This is a genomic window from Collinsella aerofaciens, assembly GCF_019131995.1.
Classification (GTDB): domain Bacteria; phylum Actinomycetota; class Coriobacteriia; order Coriobacteriales; family Coriobacteriaceae; genus Collinsella; species Collinsella aerofaciens_S.
On sequence record NZ_JAHONA010000020.1, the window covers coordinates 21006 to 40971 of the forward strand.

Here is a 19966-nt window from a genome sequence, read left to right on the forward strand (position 1 = left end):
TCGTGCCCGCCGCCCGGGAGGGCGTTGCGTTTAGAAGATGGACCTAACGCTTATCCCTCCGGGATAAAAGCAGCGCGGCCATGAAAGCGATGATTGCAAGCGTCAGCAACACCAAGAGCAATGCGAGCGTGCTGTCGCCGGTTGCCGCCAGGCCAAACAGACCGGGGCTCTTACTGCCAGCAGGTTGTACGGGAATCTTCTCGCCATCGTCCTCGGCGGTGATTTCCCAGCGAATGGTCTTGCTTGCGTCGGCAAGCTCGTTGCCCACCGACGTCGGGACACTTAGTTGCAGATTGAGCACCGTGCTGCCATCGCTCGTGAACGTGGCGACCTGCGTGGGATAGGCGAACACGCTGCCCGGCGTTCCCGTCTGGAGCCAACCGTCAGACGCATCGCCAGCCGACGCCGTTAAGGTAATGGGCGACAGCAGGTGTGCCGTCTCGTGATTGACAACGGCCCGCACAAACACGCGTACCTGGGACTTTACGCCCGTGGCACGAACCTCGATCTGCTGCTCGCGCGCATCGCCGGGCATTAGATCTTTAAAGGCGGGAAACAGATCGGGCTCCCCCGAGGAGCCCGTCGCCCCCGTTACCGTCAGCTGGCGCGCATTTCCGTCATAGGCAATCGCGGGAGTATCGGCAAACGCACGGGCGGGAACAGCGAGCGCGACCACGCAGAAAATGGCCGCGACCATGCAACGCAAGGAGCGCGCAACACCTTTGCGAATTGGGAATGCCATACTTACGCACCTCCATGCGGCGGCACCAGCACGCCATCATTGACCGTGCAACCCCATGCCTCTTTAACTGCATCGTCGGGCGTAGACTGAATTGCCTGGGTCGAAATGTCGACGACTAGGTTTTTACCATCTGCCTTCTTTTCGGACACGCTCTTGATGAGCACGCCCGTCTTGTCGAGCGGCTTAACAGAAGACGTCCAGTAGTAGAACCCGTCGCTCGCAAGAACCCAAGACGAAGGTCTGTTAGTGGCGGAGGCATCGCCTTTATCGCCCCACTCAATGGTGTAGTCGGTGCCGGCAACCGGCTCATCCCACAGGCGCGCGCCATCCTTATCCTGCCAGTAGATATCCACCGCGACACGCAGGTATGCCGGAGCCGAGCCCGTGTTTTTTACCGAGACATCCCTTTTCACGTTGTCCTTGCGCGTCTCGTCCACCGAAGGCGCCACCGAGCCAAAACCAAACTCGTTGACCAGCACGCCCGTAACCGAAAGCCACGCAAAGGCGCCGACGACGCCGGCCAAAAGGAGGACGCCGACAAGGAGGGCAACGATCCGCTTGCGCTTAGTCATCCTTGTCCTCCCTCCTCAGCGTGCCGTTTTCCCAAACATTCTTGGCACGCGAGCCGCCATCGACCCATTTGTCCTTCGCGCGCGTGTTGACGCACGTCACCACCGCATCGCCCGCGCTCGAAGCAGACGAAATCGTCAGCTCGGCAGATTTACCGGGCGCCTTGCCCGGCGTGCTCAGCTCGCCCTCGTAGCGCCATGCCCAATTCGTGTCTTCCTCGACGGTATAGATGCCCGCCGGAGCGGCGAACTGCACGCTGCCGACATACCAGGTCTCACCGTTTTCCGGCTGCTGCTTATCGACCTTCACCTCGACCACGCGCGTCTCGGGAGAGGCTCCCTCCGCCGTCTTCGTCACCTTAAAGCGGAACGTCTGCCCCATGGCACTAGCATCGGTAGTCTTTTTAACGATCGTCAGCGCATGAGTCTGGTCAAAGTTGAACACGGCATTGCCGTCGCCTTGGCCGTCTTCACCCGTCTTTTTATACTCCAGACGGTTGGCCAGGTCGAACGAACCATTACCCGAACCCAGGCTGTAGAGCGAGACAAACTTGCCGTTCACAGGCTCTTCCGCCGCAGAAACGCCCTCTGCACCAGGGCCGTAGCTTGCCTGCGTTACCGTAACAGTCAGTTGCGTCCCCATAAACGGCTCGGCAAAGCAGACCTTAAACGGCGCCTTGTCGGCACCGTCATCGACGGTGTTGGCGGCGGCGGGATCGAGCAGCCATTTAAGCTGCGCGGTCATAGTTACGGGGCTCGCGGGATCAGACGTATCGTTGGCAACCACGCGATACGTCACGGGATACAGGTCCATGTCACCCTTGACTGGCTCACTCTTAAACTCATCCCAAGACTTCGCATTGCCATCCGCACCCACATATCGCCACTCCAAGAAGAGCTCACGCTTATCGCCGTTGGCAGCAGCCTGTTCATCGAGCAGCGCGACGATCTTGGAGTGGGCGTCCGGATCGTACGCCACGGATTTTTGCTCCATCACAGGATTGCCGTCGTTGTCGTAGACAGGGTTGCCGCTCTCGTCCATTTTGGGAACATCGACCGTGTAGACAAAGCCAGGCTTACCGTCCTGCGCACGCTCGTCGCCCGAGTCGACCGTCGCCGTAAAGATGACCGCCCCGTCGACGCTGTGATAGCGCACCTTATACGGCGTGACCTTGTACACCGCGGTATACGTCGCGCCCTTAAAGGGTTCACTACCCTCGAGGGGATACTTATCGTCTTCGGTCATCAGAGTGTATTTACTATCGGATTCATAGTCACGCGACCAGCCGACAAAGTCGTACTTGGTGCCATCCCTGCCGACAACCTCAGCTGTAGCTCTTACTTCCAGCGAAATTTGATCGCCAGAGTCGGTGCGCGAAAGAAAACGCACGGAATCGGGGTTATCCAGATTGGCATCGATATTCGATTGGACAATTACCGCGCTGGCACGGTAGACCGGGTACAGCTCCATGGGGGCGTTAACCACAGTGTTTGTATTCACCATGGGGAGGCCGTCCGACCAAATGACATAACCGTTGCCGGATGCCGGTTTAGTTTCCGTCCAGCCTACGAAGGCATTGCATGCGTTCGTTACAGCATCGATGTCGCCAACGTTATACGTCGGCAGTGGCATGCCATCCTTAAGGCTGCCGAGCGTATTGCCCTCCTGCGCGAGCTTGCCATCGATATCGGTGTCGTTCAGGTGATACACCACCGCAATGGGCGTGTAGTAGGCCACAAACGTATAGGGTTTACCCGGCTCCACGGTATAGGAATAGGTATTGCCGCCTTCGCCCGTCGGATCGAGCTTCTTTACCGTTCCGTCGGGAAGCTCGATCTCGAGCTTCTTAAGCTGATAGGCGCCACCAGTACCGTCGGCATACACCGTCGTCGTAATGTCGGGGCTCACCGTAGCCACCACGTCACCGTTCTGCTGAGGATCAAGTTTAGGCGTAATGTCGAATCGCGGAACATTGATGCCCGACGTTCCATCAAAGCCCTTGCGGTGCAGGTTGGTGGTGTAGTTAACGTTATATTTTACGTATACGGGATAGGCATCCTGCCACTGGGTAACCTTGGACGCGTCGGTCGCCAAGTATGGCGTCGCCTTCTCCGGATCGCTCGTCACATAGGGGTCGTTGGCGACATCATAGATATATTTCCAGACGGCAGAATCCTTCTTGACCTCGGCGGTCGAAATCCAGCCCAGGAACTTATAGCCCGGCACGGCCATGTCGGCATCGGTCGGGGAAGCTTCGAGGGTCAGGGGGCTCTCATACGATCCTTTCTCACCATCTTCTGGTTTTTCGGCCACTTTAACCGACTTATTAACATGCGGGTAGTAATACGTGAACGTCGGATCCGCCCCGTTCACCTTGGTCTGCAGCAAGTTACTCTCATAGCGCCGCGTGGCAGTCCTCACGACATTATCGCCCTTGTTGTAGAAATTAACGTCCGTGGTAATCATCGCGCGAACGTAGTACTTCTTATCTGTACGCACTATGCTCTCGATGGGATTTTTCACATATGTCCAATATTCACCATCGCGCTCAAGCGTCCAGAAATTCAGGCGATAGCGATCATTCACCAGTTTGGCCGTTACGTTCAGCGAAGCCGAAGTCCAAGTATCGCTTAGAGTTGCAGCGCCTGGAAAATCAGTATCGGCATAGAGGTTTTTTAGAGTATCGGCTCCCGTATCGTTTTTAACGTTGTGCGAGTACGCGTTAAGGGGACTCACGACAAGGGTTTCCTTCGTGAAGCGCGTGCCACACGTTTTGTCATACCTATCCTTTATACCGTGGTCAACATGCTCCGGACCCCAGTGGACGACGTTTTCACGCACGAAGGTACTACCGACGTTTTCCTCAAAGGGCGTTTGATAGCGATTCCAAACGGAACAAAGTAGCTTGCTGTCCGTAAACTCATGGTTGGTATAAGCCCGAACGTAATAATCCACTCGGTACTCAAAGCGGGCGATGTAGGTATGCGGCGCGGTTAAATCGACATCTGCGGGGAGCGTATAGCTGGGATCGCGGCTTACGCGCACCTCGAGCGGAGCATCCTCGGTTCCCTTGTTTTCGTACCAACCCAAGAAGCGATAGCCATCGGGCAGCTTGCCGCCATTGGACAGGGGCGTACCTTCCGTGTTGCACACCTGTACCGTGTAGACGCTGGTGCCGTCCTCGGTAGTCTGGACGTCGACATTGGTTTTGCCCACACCGTCGCGCAGAGTCTTATCGTCGGTTGTGTCCTGCTCATTGCCCTCGAACACCGTTATGATGTTCGACACGTAGTCGCTGTACACCGGGTAGAAGTCGGTAGGACGGACAACCGTGATCTCGCTACCCGCAGGATAAAAAGCTCCCTGATTTTTAAGCTCGGCTAACTGAGTCGAGGTGATGGCGGCATAGCCACCATTCATCCCCGCCTCGCTGCTAGGCTGCGTGGTCCAGCCGATAAATGTCGCGGTAGGCTTCAAGTTGCCGCGATCCGCGGGGGCAGCGGGCGTCAAACCCACGCCATAGCGGTACCAATCAGTTGACTTGCCGTGCGCAGCACCGGTTTTCCAATCAAGCGTCTCGCCCTTAACGTTATAGAACAGCACCTGTGCCTCGTACGAAGCGATAAACAGGTCATTGCCCTCAAAAGCCTTGGCCCCTTTCGCGTTATCGGCAGTATAGGTTGACGTTTCGTCGTGCAACTCGCTCTTCTGGACCTGCTTGCCAGCAGCCACAGCATCGGCATCGGTCTTGCCATCAAACCAGCTGTTGTCTTGTCCAATTCGATTCACTTGCACATCGGGCTCGCGGAACCAGCCCATAAAACGGTAGCCGCCGTTCTCATCGCTCAGCCCCTCAGGCTTTGCGGAGGTATCCTGCTTAAACGTTACCGACGTATCGCCCTGGGCCAAGCCCTGGGCCGTTCCCGCCAGCACGGCACTCACGGCAAAGGTATACGGATCCGAGGTCGCCTGATCAATACCGAGTTTGGTTGCCTCGATGGTCGCGATGCCTGCACCGGGAAAATCAATCGTCGCCTTAACGCTCTGGCCATGCACGGGAATATTCAGTTTGTAGTCCATCGCCCACTCATTGGGGTGTGAGTCATTCAGATACGCATCGTTAGCAGTCGAGCGCATGGTGCCGGCACAGAAGTCGTAATCATGCTGCTCCCACAGCTCACGTGTGACGTAGCGTTCGTCGTCCCAGGGACCGAATCCGGCACCGGATACCGTGCCATCACCCGCAAGGGCGTAAATCTTCTTCTTGGCTGCCGTACCCTGACTAAACCCGGATAGGCTGACACTGGGCTTGAAGTAGCAATCAGTGATAGTCGCATCACCCGCATTAGCGCGTGCAGCAATACCACCCAGGTTCACGTCGTTTTGAATAATGGGGATCACGGCGATGGGGTTGTGCTGGCGCGAGCTCAAATCGCCGGCGAAATGGCTGCGAGTGATTTCATTACCGCTCTTAGACAAGATGCGGCCTGCAAGACCGCCCGTCCAAGCGCGCGTTACGGAGACAACGCCCACGTAAGAAGCAGCATAGCTATAGCATTTCGCCGTTGAAAAGCAGTCAATGACTTTAGCGCCTTCTGCCATGCAGCCCACAAAACCCGAGGCGTACACGTTGTTGCCGCCCAGGGCGCCAATGGCCACATCGTATTTATTGGTAACGTCGGTCATGCCCTTCTCGGCAATCGAGCCATCCTCGTTGCGCGTAGGCGTCACGCGGCAATACTCGATGGTCGAGTTCTTAACGTAGCCGGCAAACGCCGCCATATACAGGCCCTCGCCACCGATTGCCTGTACGCCCGAAGTCGTGTTGTTAACGGCGCGGCCACCACGGACCTCGCAGTTGTAGAGGGTGCAACCATCGAGCTCGCCGGCAATCAGCCCCCCCTCAAAACCCGCATTAGTAATCACATTGAGCATGTTGTTGGCACACGTAACGTGCAGGGTGCTCTCCATGACCATAACGTTTTCGAAGTGGGTGTTGATCGCCCTGCCCACGATAATGCCGCCGCGGAAGTCAGCCCAAATGTTGGCATCCTTGACCAGGAAGTTCTTAATGGTGGCGCCATCGGTCTCGGCAAAAAAGCCCGTATCGCGCTCGGGATCCAAGACCTTATTCTCGTAGTTCAGGCCCTTCACGGTGTGGTTTTGACCGTCAAAGACGCCCTTAAAGGGATGTTCTTTGTTGCCAAAGGAGAGGTGCTTAACCGTATCCTCAACAATGGCGTTCATATCATCATCGTTAAGAACGATATCGTTATCGAGATAGACGCGCCACAGCGACGTGTCGCGCTGACGCGACAGCGCGACGCATGCCAAGAAGTCGTTCCTGTTTGTGATATGGAATTCGGTCTGATCCTCGGCATGCGCTGCCGCCGGCAGCACCATAACGCAGCAAAAGGCGATCGCCGCCACGGCAACCAGCCTGCCGAGCACGCCTCGGTTCACGATCTTAATCTTCATGGGCTAGTTCGCCTCCGGCCAGCCCGCGACGTCGAGCACGTCGAGGACGGTATCGTTTGCCTGCTGGTTTTTGGCCTGCACGGCCTGAACGTCGATATCGAGCCTGTATGAGCCGCCGCGCGCGGCATCGTGGTAGTCGCCCACAAATCGCAGCGAGTCCATGAGGCTTTCCGTCATGGCGCCGGGGTCGAGCATGCCGCCACGCCCAGCCAATCCACGGTAGTAGTACCACCCATCGCCGCCATCGATCCACGGGGACCCCTCGCCCGCGTTCACGTGAAAGGCAACGTTGCCCGAGGCGTCCGCGCTCGAACCGTCGGGCGCCACCGACGCCATACGCAGGCGCGCGCGAACGTACTCAGGCTGCGCGCCGGCGTTCTCCACGCGCACGATGCGGCTGATGTCAGAGCCCCCGGCCTTGGTATCGGGATAGTCGCCGCGCTCGTTGGCCTCAAACGGAATCTCCTCGCCCTGCTCGTTTAGGGTGTATTCGCAGACTCGTACCTTCACGCTGCCAAACGATAGGACGTTGTTCGCCGGAACCATATCAACGGTAAAAGCCAGCGTGCCGCACAGGCACGCCAGGGCCAACAGCGCCATCGCGGCAAGCGCCAAGGTGCGTTTCTGATTGTCGGAAAGATTGTTGAGCATTACGTTCGCCAATCGTCGATCAAAAGGGGACCGAGATCCCGGCCCGAAAATGGGGATGGGGAGCGGGCTGGGATCTCAGTGGGGGTGGGGTTACTACTGGTTCTTAATGGTATTAGCCCAAGTCTTGGCCTGAGTGACGGCGTTGTCAGCAGCGCTGGTGTTGCCGTCCGTCTGGTCGGCTCCGAAGATGTAGGCGGAAACCTTCATCGTGGGGTTCGTGGCGACCATGGAGCCCTCCAGGGTGCCCGGGAACACAACCTTGCTAAAGAGCTCGCCGGTGTAGACGTCCTCAGTAGCGCCCTTGGCGGGGAGGGCAACAGGTTTGTCATCGGTAGCACCCTTGGCGTACATGAACAGACCGCTCAGGTACTGGCCGTCGGCAGAGGAGGTCACCTGTCCATCAACCGGCTTCCAGTTGTCGTTGAGGGCGAAGTACGGGGTGTTCTTGGCAGTGGTGCCATCCTTGACCATGGCGTTCTTCACGTAGATGAACACGTAGGCGTCGTCTGAGCCCTTCGCGATGCCAACGTTCGGGTTCTTATCGGTGCTGGAGCCAGGAACAATCTTGGAGTTGTCTTTCCACTTGGTCTCGAACAGATAGGCTTTGTCGGTATTATTATCGGTGCCAGGCTTATCGGGCTGGTCGGGATCGGGCTTCTTTTCGGGAATGTTGATGCTGCCCACCGTAAACACGTTGTTCAGCGTCTGCGTGGCTGTCAGCCATGCATAGGTGCCCACGCCGGCAGCCAGCACCAGCAGCAGCAGGGCGGCAACGATGCCGTGGCGTTTTTTCTTCTTGTTTTCCATCGTTCTCTTCCTTTCGAAAACCGACTTCCCCGGCAACGGCCCTTGCCGCCGCCGACACCTCTCCCTGCTGCTATGAACGCCGCTCTCTCACATGCGCGCGGGTATGCTTGCCCGCAGGCTCGTCGGGAACCATCCGATCGAGCACTATCGACGCCGCGACCAGCAGCGCCAGAACGGCCACCACAACAAGCAAACCGGGCATCGTCGTGCAATATGCGTTAACGAAGCCCAGGTAAGGGACACAAAAAGAAACGACGCCGATCACGCGTGAAAAAGGCGTCTGCTCGGCGTCGTGCATGATGCTTCCATCTGCATTTTTGTTTGCGATTCCCTGCGTGCTGATCGTCTGCGCCACAGGGTCGACCTCGTACACCTGGTGGGTCACTACGGCGCCGTCCGATCGGTAAAAAGTTGCATTGTCGCCCACGGCAATATCCGATGGCTCAACCTGGCGAACAAACACCATGGAGCCAACGGGAAGCTTGGGCTCCATAGAGCCCGAAAGCACTGCAAAAGGCGTGTATCCAAATGCGCGGGGAGCAAAAGAAACAACGGCAAGGGCTATGACAAGCGCAAGCGCCAGACTGCTAAGAAGTGCAATAAAACGTTTGAGTCCGCGAGTCATCAAAACGATTAATCCATCCCCATCGAGGCCTTATTCGATCCCCTGAAGGGGCAGTCGCTTTCCTCGGGCACCGCAAGGCACTAAAAAGTGAGTTCGAAAAAAAGCCAATTTGAATTCTTTTCGTAATAAAAACGTTAGCGATGTCCTGCATTTTTATCAAGCTCTCAGCGCCAAACGCTACCAATTTAGGCGTAAGCGGTCATTTATCCCCATACCGGACTGCCATATCCAATATCTACTACTAACCCCCTACGCATCTTCTTCATAGGGGGTCTGTTTTTTGAATATCTAAAAGAATGCGCCCCCCCCCCCCGACATTAAAACATACTGCCCTATGTCTTATTTATTTTTAACCCCCCTGCGAGTTTAAGGCAGCCCATTGTAGTTCGCAGCCCATACCTTCTGGAAGGCGTGTCCCAATCTTCAGGTCCGGAGTGGGATGCGGTTTCCGCTTGTGACACCGATGGGAAAGCGCGTCCCACTCCGATCACAAATTCCGGGTCACATTTTCCGCCAAGGCTTCAACCGGAAACCGTGTCCCATTTCTCAGCCGAATACTGGGATGCATTTTCCACTGAGCCCCTCAACCGGAAAGTGCATCCCATTCCAAGCCTTGATTCCGGGACATACTTTCCAAGACCCCGCCCATTCGGAAAGCCCGTCCCGCTCTGAATACATCCGGACATGGAATATCCGCTTATAAGGCCTTCCATCAATAAAGGGGCGCCCGCCCGGCGGCGGAATATAAGGTTTATCGCGAGTTCCGCACGAGCCGGAGAGCACTTAATGTGCTCTCCGTGCGAGCAGGACTGTAGAGTAGGAAACCTTATATTCCGCCGCCGGGCGGGCGAAACATTTAGAAGATGGACCTAGCACTCCTTCTTCATGGCGCTGTAGCCAATCAGCACGGTCCACACGTACGCGCAGGTCTTGGGGATCATGAGCATGCCGATAGCCGGGACAACCTCGGCCCACAGGACCACGGGAATGTAGAAGCCAAAGCTCAGCACAATGGTGAGCCACATCCAGCGGAAGGCTTCGTCGTTATCTTCCCTGGCACTGCGGTAAAACAGCACGATGACCATAAGGCCCATGATGGCAAACGGGATGTTGCGCAGGATACCCCATGCAAGCGGGGTCTGGTTGGTGAGCCACTGGTTTTGCGGCAGCATGCACAGCGCGACACGCATGACGGCCAGGGCAAAGATCGCCACGGTCGTTCCGACGTGGTTCTTCACCTGGTAGCGCTCGCGCCACACGTAGTAGAGCAGTACGTAGAAGATGGTCATGGTAATCGAGGTAATCCACTTGCCCAGGCCCAGCTGCACGGCATAAGCGTCAAAGCCGGTCGTGCAGAGCGCCAGCGCGCGGGGGACCAGGTGGAACGAATCACCGGCGCCCAAAACGACCGCCATCCAGCCAAACAGCTGGAACTGACGGTTGCCCTTGCTGCCGCGAATCATGCGAATGCCGAGGGTAATGACCGTCACCAGATAGACGATGTCGAATAGCGTTTCGAATAAAGCACGCATATATACGTCTCCCTTAATGAATGGTTGCAAACGAACGGTTTTGGTTCTTGGTGCCACGCACCACCTCCTTAACGTGAACGCTGTTCACTTTCTAACCATAAAAATCCCCGCCTTGCGCGGGGCCGTTAGTAGAGGGTTCGGCGCGTAATCTCGAGCGCGGCACTCGGATCGAAATCTTGCCGAATCACGGCAGAGAGCACGAGCGAGAACAGGACCTCGGCAAATTGCTCGGCAGAAAACTGATCGGTAAAGGCGTCCGGGCGTACCCGAGGATCACGCTTGAGCACCACGCAAAGCTGGTCGAGGATATGCTGCCAGGCATGATGCATGCGGCGCTTGCCGTCCGCAGTGTCTTGCTGCATAAAACTCAGCGAGTGATGCGTAAAGAAACCCGGATACTTTTGACAGCCGTACTCCATCTGGCGATACATCCAGCGAACGCATGCGAGCGTGTCGTCTAGGACGGTCTCGTCATCGGGGTGACGGAAAATGTCACCCCAAATGCTTGCCACGGTTGCGCCCGCGAGTGTCAAGAAAAAAGCCTCGAGGATTTCGAGGCTTTCACATTTGTATTGTTTTGCGCGAAGGACCGCGAGCGGCGAAGCTACTCACCCAGCACGGCCTTTTTGGCGGCTGCAGCCATGTTGTCCAGATCTTCCTTGGTGGGATGGTCCTTCGCGGCAACCCAGTTGTCGAGCAGCATCTTAAATCGGGCGTTGTCGGGATCTTGCTCGAGCATGGCCTCGTAGCGCTGCTTGACCGCGGGACCCATCTTGCCCTGGCACATCGCCCAGCCCGCAAGCTCGGCATCCCCAGCCAAATTGGAAGTCACGCGATCAATAATCTGCTGGTAATAGCTCTGGTCGGCCCCAAAACCGCAGGTGCCAAACAGGAAGACGCGCTTGCCGTGCAAGGCGGAGAGCAACGCCGCGACCGAAGGCGTGCACGCGCCCTTGTCGCACCAAAAACCGACGAGCACCGTGTCGGCCGCGCAGGCGCCCTGCGCCTCGAGCGCAACCTGATCTGCATCCGCATCGTCGCTCAACGCCGCGGCATGGACAAACTCAACACCCGCAGCCTGCAGAGCGCGCTTGATCGCGCCCGAAACCATCCTGGTATTACCGCTCTTGCTGTTAACCACCAAAGAGCACGTCATAGTCACGTTGCCTCGTATCCCCCAAAACTAAAGCCACTAATGCAATTTATTAGATGAATATCTTAGTACTAACGTGACAGATGTAAACCACCGTCTGTCGATTGATTAATTTGCCCCACGGGCTTGCTCACTGGGCGAACTGACTGCGGTAGAGCTCGGCATAGAAGCCGCCTGCCGCTAGCAGCTCGTCGTGCGTGCCGCGCTCGATAATCTGCCCGTCGCGCATCACCAGAATGCAGTCGGCGTTACGAATCGTGCTCAGGCGGTGCGCCACGACAAAGCTTGTGCGACCGGCCATGAGCTCGTCGAATGCCGCCTGCACCTGCAGCTCGGTACGGGTATCGATACTCGAGGTCGCCTCGTCCAGCAGCAAGATAGCCGGGTCGGTGAGCATGACGCGCGCGATGCACAGCAGCTGTTTTTGACCCTGGCTAAACGTGCCGCCGTCCTCGCCGATGACCGTATCGTAGCCGCCTGGCAGCTGCACGATAAACTTGTGCGCATGCGCGCGCTTGGCAGCTTCGATAACCTGCTCGCGCGTGGCGTCGGGACAGCCGTAGGCGATGTTTTCGGCCACGGTGCCCTCGAACAGCCAGGTATCTTGCAGCACCATGCCAAAGGCACGGCGCAGGCTTGCGCGCGTGTAGTCACGCGAAGACCGGCCATCGACCATGATGCGTCCGGCATCGATATCGTAAAACCGCAGCAGCAAGTTGATGAGCGTCGTCTTGCCACAGCCCGTAGGACCGACCAGGGCAAAGCGCATGCCGGGCTTAGCCTCGATGCAGATATCCTGCAGCAGCTTGCGGTCGGGCACGTAGCTAAAGTCCACATGCTCAAAGGCGACCTCGCCCTGCGGGGCGGCAAGTTCCACAGCATCCGCCGCATCGGGCTCCTGCTCGCGTGCATCGAGTAGCGCGAACATGCGGCGCGCCGAGGCATACGCCGTCTGGATCTGCGTAATGACGTTGGTGACCTCGTTGAACGGCTTGGTGTACTGGTTGGCGTAGGACAGGAAGATCTGCACGCCGCCCACCGTGAGCGCCGCAGGCACGCCCGTGATCACGCCCACGCAGCCGATCACAGCGACCACGGCATAGATGATGTTGTTGATAAAGCGCGTGCCGGGGTTGGAGAGCGAGCCCATAAACTGCGCGCGCTCGCCCGCGGTGTAAAGCTCGGCATTGAGGGCATCGAAGCGCTGCTGGGCGTTGGGACCATAGGCAAAGGCGTCGACAAGCTTCTGCTCGCCTACGTACTCCTCGATATGACCACCGAGCTGCCCTTGAATACGCTGCTGCGCCGTAAAGCTCTTGTTGGAGAGCTTGGCAATAGCACCGGCTGCAAAAATGGAAAGCGGCGTGACGAGCACCACCACGAGCGTCATGGTCAGATTAATGGAGAGCATAAACGCGAGCGTGCCAACGATGGTGATAACGCCGGTAAAGAGCTGGGTAAAGCCCTGCAGCAGACCGTCGCCCACCTGGTCGACGTCGTTGACCACGCGGCTCATGAGGTCGCCGTGGGCATGGCTGTCGATAAAGCTGAGCGGCATACGGCTGAGCTTGTCGCTCGCCTCCACGCGCATGTCGCGCACCGTTTCGTAGGACAGGCGATTGACGCAGTAGCCCTGCAGCCACTGGAAAGCCGCAGCGCCTACGACGACAATCGCGAGCTTGGTAACGAGCGGCAGCAGTGCGTCAAAGTCCACCTGCCCGGCGGCAACGATCAGGTCGATGCCCTCGCCGATGAGAATAGGCGTGTAGAGCTGCAAAATCACCGAAATGGCGGCGCTCACAAACGACGCCGTAAACGAAATACGGTGCGGACGGACGTAGCCCGTCAGGCGACGGGTCACCGCGCCCACGGGATAGCGCTCAGGGTCGCCGGGCTGGCGCGGACCGTCGCCCAGGTCGTTGAGGTTATCGTTACCGGACACGTTGGCCGTCATCGTGGCGACCGAACCGGAGGAAGTGTACGGATTCATTTAGCAGCCCTCCTTTGCGCAGACGGATGCGGAGGCGATCGGGGTGGACACGGGCGTCGTACTCCCCTGCTGGCCCTCGAGCTCCTCGCGGCGCAGCTGCGACTGGCAAATCTCGCGATAGAGCTGACAGGCCGCGTACAGCTCATCGTGCGTGCCCAGGCCCGCGACCGAGCCGTGATTGAGCACGCAGATCATGTCGGCGTCGCGCACGGTCGAGACGCGCTGGCTCACAATGACCGTAGTCAGCGGCAGCCCACCCTCGGCGGCACCACGCACGCTGCGCTCGCGGATGGCATGGCGAAGCGCCGCGTCGGTCTTAAAGTCGAGCGCCGAGGCGGAGTCATCCATGATTAGGACCTGCGGAGCGCCCACCAGGGCACGTGCGATGGTCAGGCGCTGACGTTGTCCGCCGCTGAAGTTCTTGCCGCCCGCCTCGACCGGGGCGTCGAGGCCCTGGGGCTTGTTGTGCACGAACTCGCTCGCCTGCGCCATATCGAGCGCTGCCCAAAGCTCCTCGTCGGTCGCCGTCTCGTCACGCCAGGTCAGGTTGCTGCGGATGGTGCCGCTCACCAGCGACGCGCGCTGCGGAACAGTCGCGACCACACGGCGCAACTGGTCGAGCGGCCAGGTGCGCACGTCGGAGCCCATCACGCTCACGCTGCCGGTGCTCGCATCGTACAGGCGCGATATAAGCGAGACGAGTGTGGACTTGCCGCTGCCCGTGCCGCCGATAATGCCGAGCGTCTTGCCCAGCGGGAGTTCCAACGTCACATCGTTGACAGCATTGGCCGCGCCGGCGCCAAAAGAGAAGCTCGCATGGCTCAAGCTCAGCGCAGGAACTGGAGCGGCATTGCTCGGCTCGGGCAGCGCGACCGGCTGGTTGCCCTCGTCAGCGATGCTCGGCACGCAATTGAGCACCTCGTTGATACGCGACGCGCTGGCGCTCGCCTTGGTAAAGACCACGACCAGGTTGGCGACATACACGATGGAGGTGAGCGTCTGCGTCATGTAGTTCACAAACGCCATGACCTGACCCTGCGTGAGCTCGCCCACGTTGACCTGGATGCCGCCCACCCACAGGATGGCGCACACGCCCAGGTTCATCACCAAAAACGTGACGGGATTAAGGATCGACGAGAGCTTGCCCACCGCGATGGCAGTATTGGCCTGGTCATCGGCAGCTTGGGCAAAACGCTCGCGCTCGTGGTCCTCACGCACAAAGGCGCGAACAACGCGGGCGCCCGAAAGCCCCTCGCGGCAGATAAGCGCGATGCGGTCGAGCTTTGCCTGCAGCTGCCTGTAATACGGGATACAGCGCGCCATGACAAACCAAAACACCAGGCCGATAGCGGGCGTGCAGATCAAGAAGATCATGCCGAGCTTAAGGTCGATGGCAAGGGCCGCGCACATAGAGCCCACCGCCAAGAAGGGCCAGCGGATGAGCATGCGTACGCCCAGCGCCACAGCAAGCTGCACCTGGTTGACGTCGTTGGTGATGCGGGTGATAAGCGACGGCGTGCCAAAGCGGTCGAGTTCGGCATAGCTCAACTTGTTGATGTGCTGGTAGAGCGCACCGCGGATATCGGTGCCCATGCCCTGCGAGGTGAGCGCCGCCATCTTTTGGCAGACGAGCGTAAACGAGATGCCGATCACAGCCATGGCGGCAAGCAGCATACCGTAGTGGACGACGGCGTTGACATCGTGTGCGCCAATACCCTTATCGATCATCTGGGCAATCACCAGCGGCGTCAGCAGGTCAAAGATCACTTCGATCAGCTTACACGCAGGGCCAATCACCATATACCGGCGAAACTTACCACCAAAACGCCTGAGCAGCTCAATCATGTATAGGCGCTCCCTATCATCATCTCAATTCAATCTGATTCATGATAGTACGGAGAACCCTGGAGATGCGTAAGCAACTCGTTACAGATGTAAGGGCAACGGTCACTAGCGCCCAAGGCACGTAGCAGCCGATGTTTTGGCAACGCCAGCGAGCGGCATAACGCCGGGGATTCAATTATCAGATAAATGTGACCCTTCAGGCGGTTTTGGTCGGCTACCCGCGGGTGCCGGCAGGGCGCTTGGTAGTCGAGCGATCCCGCAGGCGAAGCCGAGGACCAGCGAAACACCAAGCGCCCTGCCGGCACTCGCGGGTAGCCGCGGCACCAAAAAACGCCTGCGCACTCGATGGATTCGGATGCCCGACAGAGGCTCCTTATGGCTGCTTCCTTCCGGACCTGACCAGATTCGGAACATGTCGTCATCCGAACCCATCGAACGCGCTAGGCGCTCGATATATCTTACCCGCTCCCGCCCGATGGGACAAGGTAGCTAATTTGGGACGGGGCTTTTTGACTACTTGGGCAATCAGATCGACAGGTAGTCAAATAAGCCCCGTCCCAAAAAGACTGGTCTGCTGCCGTGCCACAAAAGGGGCCTATCTACTACGTTTAGGCCGCAGGGGTCAACCATAGCCGGCTTTTTCGAAAATCGGCAAGCTTTCTACCTGCGGTTTTAATTTCACAAAATCCGGGATGGTCAAGGGCGCTCGGCTAAACGTAGTAGATGGCCGCATTTCATGGCGGACGGTCCGACCCAAGGCCCAAGGCGACCAGCCTCGGATAGCCATTCTCGAAGTTGCGGTGGAATAGTTCCTGTTTTTGCCGCCTGAGCCGCCAAACAGGAACTATTCCACCGCAACTTATAGGGAGTTGGGTTTTAGAGGCGGGCGAGGTCGTAGGCTTGGGCGGCTGCTTCACCGGCGCAGATGAGGTTGGTTGTGGCTTCCTGGGGGTCGAGCGCTTGGTCAAGAGGCATGGGCCTGCGGCAGACCGGCAGGACCAAGTCGATGCCCTGACCATACACCGCATCCAAATTATCCGCACGACCGCCCACGACGGCGACTACCGGCTTGCCATAGCGATTGGCACGGCGGGCCACGCCCACCGGCGCCTTGCCGGCAGCGGATTGCTCGTCCATGTTGCCCTCGCCTGTAATGACCAGGTCGACATCGCGCACGCGCTCGTCAAACCCAATCAGATCGAGCACCGTCTCCACGCCCGAACGCAACTCAGCACCGAGCGCCAGCAGCGCGGCGCCCAAGCCACCTGCCGCGCCCGCGCCAGGCACGCCGAGCACCGAGCCAAATGTCCGCACGCCCTCGGGCACGCGCAACAACCCCTGAGCCCGCACCCCGGTAATCGCCGCATCGAGCAGGCGGCCGTAGCCGACCATCCAACTGTCGTACCTGCCCAGCGCTTCGACATCGTCTGTCGGCAGGCCCTTTTGCCCGCCAAACACTGCAAGTGCCCCACGACGCCCCACGAGCGGGTTCTCGACATCAGAGAGCACGACGATACGCGCGCTATTCAGCGCCCGAAGCGCCGGTGCCAAATCGATACTCGCCACCTGCTCAAGCCCCGCGAGACCAGGGGCGACATCGCAGCCCTGATCATCGACCACACGCGCGCCCAGCGCCTGCAGCATGCCGGCGCCACCGTCGTTGGTGGCACTGCCGCCCAGACCAATATAGATAGTCTTTGCCCCAGCACGAACCGCTCGAAGCATGAGCTCGCCCACGCCATAGGTCGTAGCGGCCAACGCCGCCGGCTCTGTGCAAGGCGAATACCCAATACCCGCCGCCTCGGCCATCTCGATTACAGCCGACTCGTACTCGCCGTCCACCAGCATCCGGGCAGACACACAGTCGCCCAGAGGGCCTGCGACTTCACATGCCACGACCTCACCGCCGCACGCGGCAACGGCATCGAGCGTTCCCTCGCCGCCATCCGCCAGCGGCAGCGCGCTTACCTGGGCATCGGGCCACACGCGGCGCACACCTTCGGCAACGGCCTCCTCCGCCTGCGCGCTCGAAACGCTGCCCTTAAAGGAGTCGATCGCCAGCTGCACACGGCGGGGCCGGCGGCACGCGGCACCAAAATCGACCGCCCCAACGGCAGTATCTTCGACACCCGCAAGCGCCTCGGCGTGGGCGGTATGCGCCTCAAGATCGGCCCCACAACCGCAGCCAGCACCATCGGTGCCACGCAGCCCACTAAAATAACCGCTCAGCACCGCGCGGCACTCGTCTGCCAGCACGCCGGCGGTCACATTAAACCGATGATTCAGGCGCGAATCGGCATTGAGGTCGTATAGCGACCCCAGAGCGCCCGCTTTAGCATCGGCCGCGCCGTACACGCAGCGCCCCACGCGCGCGTTAACCATAAGCCCCGCGCACATGCAGCAGGGCTCGAGCGTCACGTAGACCGTACAATCGGAAAGACGCCAGCGTCCAAGCGACTGAGCGGCGGCGCACAGGGCCGAAAACTCGGCATGCGCCGAAGGATCCTGGTCGAGCTCGCGGCGATTATGCGCCCGCGCGACAATCTCGCCGTCGCGCACCACTACGGCTCCGATGGGCACCTCGCCCACCGCAGCGGCGGCGCGCGCCTCGGCCAGCGCCTCACGCATGAACTTCTCATCGATTTCGGTGATCGTCATCGTTCGCCTTCCCTGTTGCAAATCCAAAACGATGCTATCATTACGACTCACGGAGAGATGGCAGAGCGGTTGAATGCGGCGGTCTTGAAAACCGTTGAGCGCGAGAGCGTTCCGGGGGTTCGAATCCCCCTCTCTCCGCCACTCCTAGTGATGCACCGGTGTCATGGTCCGCTCAAACAGTGCATCGACCACATCGGCTATCTCAGGTCGACGCTCAAGATCGTGGCCCGATTCCCACCATATCGTGAAAAGTCGAATAATACCGCCGGCGACAAACTCAGACGTCGTCTCGAGTGACACGGGGGCCAGGGCATCCTCGGCAAGCACGTTCATCACACGCTCGCGGATGGAGCGGGCAATGCGGTCGCAAATAACGTTGGTCAACATGCCCGACATGCTGCTTGCCAAAATGTTATCCATGAGCCGCTCGTGCGCCAGAATCAAATCCATGGCATCGTCCAAAATCGCGTGCCGAAGCGCGCGCACGTCCTCGGCAGATACCGCGCCGGCCTCATCGGGCTGTTTTTGCGGCAAGCCCGACATGAGCTCATCGATATAAAAGGCAAAGTAATCGTTCTTGTCGCGAAAGTGCTTGTAGAACGTCGTGCGGCGAATCATGGCGCGGTCGCACAGCATGGCAACCGTCAGGTCCTCAAAACGATGCTCCTCGAGAAGCTCGGTAAAGGCATCGAACAGGGCGCGGTAGGTTTTCTTGATGCGAAGGTCCACTGGTATCGCCATCCTCAGGGCAAAGACAACACTCGTCAATCTGTCGCATATCTTACACCTGTACCTCGCGCGCTTTGCCCCGGTGCCAACCCCGCCGAAAACACAACGCTTACCGGAAAGTTCGGCACGACAAAACGTTGCGGGTATACTAGTAGCGTTATACCAACGGCAGCTGGCGCATGCCGCCGCGGCCATTCGAAACGGAGACATCATGCTTCCCGTCATCATCGGCATCGTTGTTGTCATTGTGATTGCCTGCGCCATCGCCGGCATCTACAACAACATGGTCACCAAGCGTAACCGCATCGATAACGCCTGGCAGAACATCGATACGCAGCTGCAGCGCCGCAACGACCTGATCCCCAACCTGGTCGAGACCGTCAAGGGCTACGCCAAGCACGAGCAGGAGACGCTCTCCGCCGTGATCAGCGCGCGTAACACCGCCGTCAAGGCCACCACGCCCGAGGCCAAGATGGAAGCCGACAACGTGCTGACCGGTGCGCTGCGTCAGCTCTTCGCCGTGGCCGAGGCCTATCCCGATCTTAAGGCAAACACCAACTTTACGCAGCTGCAGGCATCACTCGAGGATACCGAGAACAAGATTAGCTACGCACGCCAGAGCTACAACGATTGCGTGCTCAGCTACAACAACGCCATTCAGACGTTCCCGGCTGTCATCTTTGCCGGCATCTTTCAGTTTAAGGAGCGCCAGGGCTTCGAGGCCGCCGAAGCAGCCCGCCAGGCCCCGACCGTCAAGTTCTAGTAGTTTGGCAGTGCATCCTTAATCGGCCAAACGCATAAACCGCCCCGTCGAATGCATACTTCGACGGGGCGGTTTCCTTTTTCGCGAAGGTCCCCCTCTAAGCGTCGTGCATTTTTAGGAGTATTCAACATAACCAAGAGCTTCGGGCGCCACGATAAATGCCAAAGACCGCGAATATCCCTGCAAATCAAACGCTGCCAGCCCATAACCCCGCCCATCATTCGTAGAAAACATCGAGAACTCCCGATTTTTTGCCCGAGATCGGTATGCAGGGACCTTCGACTGCAGAATACTCGCAAAAATGCACGTCGCCACCGCCCCCACATGGCGCGAAGCAAAGCAAAAGCGCAGCCTAAAAGGCCGCGCACGGTAGCGCGCAGAGATGTGGTGTAAGAGGCGGGGCATGCCCCGCCTCTTCTCTTT

General features: G+C 58.8%; 14 protein-coding genes, 1 tRNA gene and 1 other RNA gene. 2 read left to right on the forward strand and 14 right to left on the reverse strand.

Annotated features, from left to right (window positions below; all coding sequences use genetic code 11):
• Positions 1-43 precede the first annotated feature (43 nt).
• From KSY82_RS07170 to tadA, 13 genes are all read right to left on the reverse strand, one after another.
• Positions 44-742 carry a hypothetical protein gene (locus KSY82_RS07170; protein WP_217750699.1) on the reverse strand — a complete coding sequence of 233 codons (699 nt, stop codon included), beginning with the start codon at positions 740-742 and terminating at the stop codon, positions 44-46.
• Positions 743-744: 2 nt separating this feature from the next.
• The gene (locus KSY82_RS07175; RefSeq protein WP_055251917.1) at positions 745-1314 is read right to left on the reverse strand and encodes a hypothetical protein; all 570 of its coding nucleotides are present in this window, start codon (positions 1312-1314) and stop codon (positions 745-747) included.
• Positions 1307-6790, reverse strand: coding sequence for a hypothetical protein (locus tag KSY82_RS07180; protein WP_217750700.1), 5484 nt, complete (start codon positions 6788-6790; stop codon positions 1307-1309). Before KSY82_RS07180 ends, KSY82_RS07175 begins: the two co-directional genes overlap by 8 nt.
• 3 nt (positions 6791-6793) lie before the next feature.
• Positions 6794-7441: a hypothetical protein gene (locus KSY82_RS07185; protein WP_217750701.1), complete on the reverse strand. Its 648-nt coding sequence runs from the start codon at positions 7439-7441 to the stop codon at positions 6794-6796.
• Positions 7442-7534: 93 nt separating this feature from the next.
• On the reverse strand, positions 7535-8248 hold the full coding sequence (locus tag KSY82_RS07190; protein ID WP_217750703.1) for a SipW-dependent-type signal peptide-containing protein: 714 nt from the start codon (positions 8246-8248) through the stop codon (positions 7535-7537).
• A gap of 70 nt (positions 8249-8318) precedes the next feature.
• Positions 8319-8873 (reverse strand): signal peptidase I, encoded by a 555-nt coding sequence (locus KSY82_RS07195; RefSeq protein WP_217750704.1) that lies wholly within the window; start codon positions 8871-8873, stop codon positions 8319-8321.
• An 869-nt stretch (positions 8874-9742) separates the two neighbouring features.
• Complete coding sequence (locus KSY82_RS07200) at positions 9743-10405, reverse strand: hypothetical protein (protein ID WP_217750706.1); 663 nt, start codon at positions 10403-10405, stop codon at positions 9743-9745.
• Between the two features lie 125 nt (positions 10406-10530).
• The gene (locus KSY82_RS07205; RefSeq protein ID WP_217750707.1) at positions 10531-10917 is read right to left on the reverse strand and encodes a hypothetical protein; all 387 of its coding nucleotides are present in this window, start codon (positions 10915-10917) and stop codon (positions 10531-10533) included.
• A gap of 92 nt (positions 10918-11009) precedes the next feature.
• On the reverse strand, positions 11010-11561 hold the full coding sequence (bilS, locus tag KSY82_RS07210) for a flavodoxin family protein BilS (RefSeq protein ID WP_099432355.1): 552 nt from the start codon (positions 11559-11561) through the stop codon (positions 11010-11012).
• A 127-nt stretch (positions 11562-11688) separates the two neighbouring features.
• Entirely contained in the window at positions 11689-13548 is a 1860-nt protein-coding gene (locus KSY82_RS07215; RefSeq protein WP_217750708.1) for an ABC transporter ATP-binding protein, read from the reverse strand.
• The gene (locus KSY82_RS07220; RefSeq protein WP_217750710.1) at positions 13549-15393 is read right to left on the reverse strand and encodes an ABC transporter ATP-binding protein; all 1845 of its coding nucleotides are present in this window, start codon (positions 15391-15393) and stop codon (positions 13549-13551) included.
• A 339-nt stretch (positions 15394-15732) separates the two neighbouring features.
• An RNA gene (gene ffs / locus KSY82_RS07225) (signal recognition particle sRNA small type) lies at positions 15733-15828 on the reverse strand.
• A gap of 441 nt (positions 15829-16269) precedes the next feature.
• Entirely contained in the window at positions 16270-18051 is a 1782-nt protein-coding gene (tadA, locus tag KSY82_RS07230) for a tRNA adenosine(34) deaminase TadA (protein WP_138375140.1), read from the reverse strand.
• Between the two features lie 51 nt (positions 18052-18102).
• On the opposite strand from tadA, the gene KSY82_RS07235 reads away from it, so the two are divergent.
• A tRNA-Ser gene (locus tag KSY82_RS07235) sits at positions 18103-18192 on the forward strand.
• 3 nt (positions 18193-18195) lie between these two features.
• On the opposite strand, the gene KSY82_RS07240 is transcribed toward KSY82_RS07235, so the two are convergent.
• On the reverse strand, positions 18196-18780 hold the full coding sequence (locus KSY82_RS07240; RefSeq protein WP_052044212.1) for a TetR/AcrR family transcriptional regulator: 585 nt from the start codon (positions 18778-18780) through the stop codon (positions 18196-18198).
• A gap of 211 nt (positions 18781-18991) precedes the next feature.
• Here KSY82_RS07240 and KSY82_RS07245 point away from each other — a divergent pair, with 211 nt between their 5' ends.
• Entirely contained in the window at positions 18992-19543 is a 552-nt protein-coding gene (locus KSY82_RS07245; RefSeq protein WP_171021549.1) for a LemA family protein, read from the forward strand.
• The last annotated feature ends 423 nt before the right edge of the window (positions 19544-19966 follow it).